The sequence below is a fragment of the Cytophagia bacterium CHB2 genome (assembly GCA_030263535.1).
In the GTDB taxonomy this organism is placed as follows: domain Bacteria; phylum Zhuqueibacterota; class Zhuqueibacteria; order Zhuqueibacterales; family Zhuqueibacteraceae; genus Coneutiohabitans.
Map to the genome: position 1 here is coordinate 1 of SZPB01000435.1, position 4,734 is coordinate 4,734.

General features: G+C 52.1%; 5 protein-coding genes. All 5 read left to right on the top strand.

The features are described 5' to 3' along the window. Positions 1-414: 414 nt before the first annotated feature. Positions 415-1,260, top strand: a complete 846-nt coding sequence (locus FBQ85_26680; protein ID MDL1878719.1) for a hypothetical protein — start codon at positions 415-417, stop codon at positions 1,258-1,260. Between the two features lie 111 nt (positions 1,261-1,371). Then, on the top strand, positions 1,372-1,698 hold the full coding sequence (locus tag FBQ85_26685) for a hypothetical protein (GenBank protein MDL1878720.1): 327 nt from the start codon (positions 1,372-1,374) through the stop codon (positions 1,696-1,698). Beyond that, on the top strand, positions 1,698-1,946 hold the full coding sequence (locus FBQ85_26690; GenBank protein ID MDL1878721.1) for a hypothetical protein: 249 nt from the start codon (positions 1,698-1,700) through the stop codon (positions 1,944-1,946). The genes FBQ85_26685 and FBQ85_26690 overlap by 1 nt, the downstream gene beginning before the upstream one ends. A gap of 466 nt (positions 1,947-2,412) precedes the next feature. Next, entirely contained in the window at positions 2,413-3,930 is a 1,518-nt protein-coding gene (locus FBQ85_26695; protein ID MDL1878722.1) for a hypothetical protein, read from the top strand. Between the two features lie 229 nt (positions 3,931-4,159). Next, positions 4,160-4,734, top strand: a 575-nt coding sequence (locus tag FBQ85_26700) for a replication initiation factor domain-containing protein (protein MDL1878723.1), incomplete at its 3' end; no start/stop codon positions are given.

A 4,734-nucleotide genomic window follows, 5' to 3' on the forward strand; every position in this document is an offset into this window, starting at 1 on the left:
TGCTGAAGGATTTCGCTGTACAGAATTCTGAACCACAAACAATATAAAAGAAAAGGCCAACATGGGTGATCATGTTGACCTTTGTCTGTTCTGGCTCCCTTTCGTAGACGCTAATCGAACTTTTTGGATAACGCCCACTCATGAGGATGAGTGGGCGTTTTTATTTGATAAAGCAAACGAAATCAGAAATCTTGAGAAGGAGGTGATGCTGAGTCAAGTGCATTGACGTTGTCTTGAAAAAAAGATAGCTCAGGAAGATTGCGGCTCCCTGAGCTATGCAAAAGCGATGGAAGTCCATCACTCAAGTGCGTTTAAAAATAGAGATTTCTTGCCTCTTCTGCAAGCTTTTCCTCTTGGACTTCCCGCCTTTTGCTTCACCAACTCATTCACTAATCAACATTCTGGAGGTAGCCCATGCAAACCTATGGGTCTCTTGCAGGCGGGTATCGTCCACACCTTGACAGCGAGGACTTTGCAAAATTCTTGCGTGGTGTGGTCGTGCTTGCCCTGTTGTTGTCGGTCGTGTTTTCGATCCGGGGCAATTATCTCGGCTTGGAAGTTACGCTGGAGCGCAATCCGCTGTGGCTCGGGTGCATTGCCGCCGGCTTGACGCTCACCTCGATGCTGATGGCCATGCTCTCAGTGATGCGTGTGCCGGGCGTCGGGCGCGGAGGTCGAGCGTTGATGATTCTCGCGGCAATCGGGCTTTTTCTCGTTTCAATGTCACTCACCTATATCGGCTTCAGTTCAGGCGAGCAAACGCAGCTTGAAAGCGTGGTGCAGCAGCATTCCGATGTCAAACAGGCGCGGGCTGATTTGGCCGAAATTATTCAACGTTTGAATCAGTATGGTCTTTCGCATGCAGATCGCGCGAGCCTGTTGCAGCGCGAGAAAGAGCAGCGGGAATACGTTCGCGAGCTTGAGAAGCGTGTTCGCTTTGAGCTTGGCGCAGAGGCGGAGAGCAAGGCAGCCGCGGCGCTTGGTTCTCAGGCGCAGATCGTGCGCGTGCTGTTTTCCATCTCGCCGGATTTGTCAATTGCCGTGCTGTCACCGATTCTCGTTTTCTTGTTCGGTGCCGGTGCATCTTCGCTGAGCGGGCCAGGCGGTGGCGCGCCAGGCAATGTCGTGTATCCGCCAGCAGGCTCGTTTGTGGTCGATCAAGGTGCAGTGCAAACCATGCCGCAAAATGGGCAGACGAAACTCCCGGAGGTTACCCATGCTGCCACAGCGCGGCAAGGCCCTGGGTTTGATCCGTTTTGAGGTAGGCTCAGCCACAGATCGTTGATTCTGCGGCGCTGTGGGCGCTTGTTTAAGGCTTTTTTGAGTGAATTCACGTTATCAACCAAATTTCTAATCAATGGAGATTTAATCATGAGAATCCTGTTCGAAGTTGTTGGGCACGACCAAGAAGTCGCTAAGTTTCCCAAGAAAAACGGCGGAACTGAAGAAGTTCCACTTTTTTGGTTTTCCGGTGTAGACACGGACTTTAACGACGAATTGATCAAGGTCAAAGTCTATCGCGATTTTCAGAAGCTGCGCGACATCGTTCGCAAGGGCGTCAAGCTGCATGTGAAGTTCAAGAACATCCGGCCCGCGAACAAATGGGAACGTTGCATGGTGATCACCGCCAATGAAGGGGACATCACTATTCACCAGGCTGAGGCCGAGCGCAAGATGGCTGTGGCCGGAGGTGCGTGATGGTCAAGGCAATTGCTGAACTTGAATTCGGCGACTACTCGGCGCGGCATCGCTGCATTTGCTGCGGCCAGCCGATGCAGTTGATTCGGGATAACGGCTTTGCACGCTTGAGTTGCCCGGAGTTTATTTGCGGCTATCGCGAGCATGAGAGTTATGTCATTCCGCTCGATTGGATGGTGCGCGCGCTGGAGATTCTCGCCGAATATCAAATGATGTTGCGCAGTCTTCAGGGCATCGCAGCGCATTAGTGTAACACGAGGCGCGGGGAGATGGTTTTGGCTTTTCAAAAAAGAAATGTGCAAAAGTCTTTTACAATCTCCCCGTTGTCGTTTCAACAGTCGTCAAACGCGGACTAAAAACGAAAGCACAGGTGAAAACATTGGCGCGCTCTCCTCCCCTCTAACCGCAGCCGTTGAACGCGGGGCACTGTCAGAAGCCTAACCCGGGCCGGCATTCGCGCCCAACGTTCATTTATGCCGAGGCTGGCGCTGTGGCCGGACGTGGACGTTACTCCGAAGCCGTAACAAGGCTTTTCCTAAACCACCGGAAACCGCGAGCCGTCATGCGAAGAAGTGTTTTTGCTTTCAGTACGAAGCAAATGACTTGCACTGTCTCCAAGCGAGCGGTTTCCGGTGGCTCAGAAGGTAGGACACCTTCTGAAGCAACCAGGACGGTTCTCGTAGTGGATCACCGAAACTTAGTGAGAGGCAAGAAATGAGTAGCAGCAAACGCAAACAGAGAAACAGGCTGGTGCCTTACTTCCTGCTCGACTTCATCCGGTTTTTGTTCGCTTACAAAGTCTTGCGGCTTTATGATCGCATCAAAGTGATTGGGCGCGTGTTGTTGCGCTGGTTGCTGGCGTTTTATGCGCCGTTTTATCTGTGGCTCTTGGCGCGTTTGGTCTCAAACTATTGGACGGCAAGCGCCGGGCCGTTCGATCTCATCAAGCCGGCCTGGCTCGGATACTTGCCGACTCCCTTTTTCTCGCCAGTCTCAGGCAATGCCTTGAACTGGCTTTTTGTTTTGTTGCTTGCTGTCTTGTGGACGCTGGCCGGCGTGGCCATGCTGAACGGGCTTACGGAGAGAGTGATAAACGCGGAACGAATCGAAGAACGCTGGCGCAAGGCCTGTTTGCATGTTGGGCTGGTCACTGAAACCAATCTCACCGGCGAGGACGTGAAGGAGTTTCCGGCTGTAATCTCCGCGAGTGACAAGGTTTTGATCATCGAAGGCAAGGGCTACACGCCGGAAAAAATTCGCGAGCGCCGGGCTGAGCTTTCTTCGGCGATGGGTGTTTTCATCGGCGATGTTGCATTTGCCCGCAAAAAAGACGGCTCGACTTATCCCAATTTGCTCGAGGTGTCATACTTCCCCACGGACTTGCCTTCACTTATTCCTTTGCAGCGGGTGCCGGTTACAGGCAATGTCGTTTTCGGATTATCAAAAAAAGGCTGGCAGGGTTTCAATCTCGAGGAGCTTGTGCATGTTGGCGTTTGCGGTATGACCGGGCAGGGCAAAAGCGTATTCTTGCGTAGCTTCATGACGCAAGTCTTTGTGGTGAATCCCGAGGCGTGCATTGTCGGCATCGACTTCAAGGGCGGGGCGGAGTTTGCGTTTTTCGACAAGCTGGGAAGGAATTTCGTTTTGATCATGGAGCATGAAAACGCGGCGATGGTGTTGGCGGAGTTGTTTGCCGAGTATCAACGGCGTGCGGCTTTGCTCGCAAACAGCACTTGCGAAAGCGTGCAGCAGTTGCCCGGCATTGCGCCGGTCATTGTGGTCATTGACGAAAGCGCAGAGTTTTTTGATAGCTCGTTGGTGGATAAGAAAACATTTGAACGCTCGACGTTTTACATCGACAAGCTGGCGCGTTTGGGCCGGGCAGCGGGCATTCATTTGGTGGTGTGTACGCAAAGGCCGACTTCAACCGATGGCGCGATCCCTCCGCGTATTCGCAGCATGCTGGCGACAAGAGTTGTGTTTCGCGTGGAGCAAAAGGAAGATAGTATCGCGTTTCTCGGTAATGCCCAGGCCACGAAGTTGGCGGAAGTGCCAGGGCGATTCCTGCTCAAAAATGGCGGTGAGTTGATGGAATGCCAAGCGCCGTATGTGAGTAAGGCAGAGGCTAAAGAGATTCTCGCCAAGTTGCCGGCAATGAATGGAAGTGAGTTGGTGAGCAGGTTAAAAAGAGTTTCTTGGCAAAGCCGGGAGCGCTTGGCGGTCGCTGCTTGAAAAAGAGTGCGGAGATATGAGAATGATTGGCAGTCACGCGCTGAGGACTGCGCCCGCGCAGTCCGTCAAGCGCAATGGCGGAGGCTGGCGTGAGTGCTTGTTTTTATTGAAGTGCATCAACAGTACTAGTATATGTATAAGTACTTAAAAGTACTGCCTGCCCACTCCTAATAAGGCAGGGCTTGAGCGTAAATCAGATGATGGTGTCCAACGGCTAAGGTGGCGGTAAATGTCCGAGAGTCAGGTAAAAGTGTGTGAAAATGAGAGGGCGGTGGATGAGTTTGTTTTGTTAGCTTCGGGTGTTGATACGCTGTGTTTATTCCTGGACTGTGGGCCGCTGATTGATTGGAAAAGTATCGTTGAGCAGATAGAGTATTATGATTATGACCAGAGTTTTTCTCTAAAAGGTGTGTCGTGCATTCGTGAAAAAGCGTGGATGAAAGCCTATCCGGTGTGCTTGCGTATAGGACAGTTCCTGTTCTTCGTGAATCGGCAGTCGGCTTATATCAAGTTTCTCGCGCTCGGTTTTGAAATGCGTGGATTTGACGGCATGCAGCAATGGCTTTGCAAGATTCTCGATAGCTTGCGGGCTTTCCCTGAAAGGCATGTGCCCTGGCTCGAATTCCTGAAGGTCAGTCGCTTGGATGTCTTTACCGATTTTGCCTTTGACGGTGAGTTTCATCATGAGCAATTCCGCACCAAGCTGAAAAAGTCGGGTTATTTTCAATCGGGCGAGAATGCCGAGGGCAAGACGTTGTACTTCGGCTCACGGGCCTCGATGCTGGCGCGGCTTTACGTCAAGAG

Excerpts from the sequence above, each read along its gene's own strand:
- FBQ85_26680 (MDL1878719.1), top strand. The coding sequence starts at position 415 with ATGCAAACCTATGGGTCTCTTGCAGGCGGGTATCGTCCACACCTTGAC.
- FBQ85_26685 (MDL1878720.1), top strand. The coding sequence starts at position 1,372 with ATGAGAATCCTGTTCGAAGTTGTTGGGCACGACCAAGAAGTCGCTAAG.
- FBQ85_26695 (MDL1878722.1), top strand. The coding sequence starts at position 2,413 with ATGAGTAGCAGCAAACGCAAACAGAGAAACAGGCTGGTGCCTTACTTC.
- FBQ85_26690 (MDL1878721.1), top strand. The coding sequence starts at position 1,698 with ATGGTCAAGGCAATTGCTGAACTTGAATTCGGCGACTACTCGGCGCGG.